We start from the raw sequence: 631 nt of genomic DNA on the forward strand, positions 1-631 counted from the left end.
CCTTCCTCCCCGCTGAAAGTACTTTACAACCCGAAGGCCTTCTTCATACACGCGGCATGGCTGCATCAGGCTTGCGCCCATTGTGCAATATTCCCCACTGCTGCCTCCCGTAGGAGTCTGGACCGTGTCTCAGTTCCAGTGTGGCTGGTCATCCTCTCAGACCAGCTAGGGATCGTCGCCTAGGTGAGCCGTTACCCCACCTACTAGCTAATCCCATCTGGGCACATCTGATGGCAAGAGGCCCGAAGGTCCCCCTCTTTGGTCTTGCGACGTTATGCGGTATTAGCTACCGTTTCCAGTAGTTATCCCCCTCCATCAGGCAGTTTCCCAGACATTACTCACCCGTCCGCCGCTCGCCGGCAAAGTAGCAAGCTACTTTCCGCTGCCGCTCGACTTGCATGTGTTAGGCCTGCCGCCAGCGTTCAATCTGAGCCATGATCAAACTCTTCAATTTAAGTTTGATGCTCGTGAATTAAACTTCGTAATGAATTACGTATGTTCACTCAGAGACTTGGTATTCATTTTTCGTCCGAGGACGTTAAGAATCCATGTCACTTTGAGTGCCCACACAGATTGTCTGATAAATTGTTAAAGAGCAGTGCAACGCGGCTTTCGCTCACCGTTGCGAGGT

At 52.0% G+C, this 631-nt stretch carries 1 rRNA gene; it reads right to left on the reverse strand.

Annotated elements, in window-relative coordinates:
- Positions 1-454, reverse strand: a 16S ribosomal RNA gene (locus FHC48_RS23030); the annotation flags it as partial.
- Between the last annotated feature and the right edge of the window lie 177 nt (positions 455-631).

The sequence above is a fragment of the Enterobacter sp. EC_50 genome, assembly GCF_019584525.1.
GTDB classification, from domain to species: Bacteria; Pseudomonadota; Gammaproteobacteria; order Enterobacterales; family Enterobacteriaceae; genus Enterobacter; species Enterobacter roggenkampii.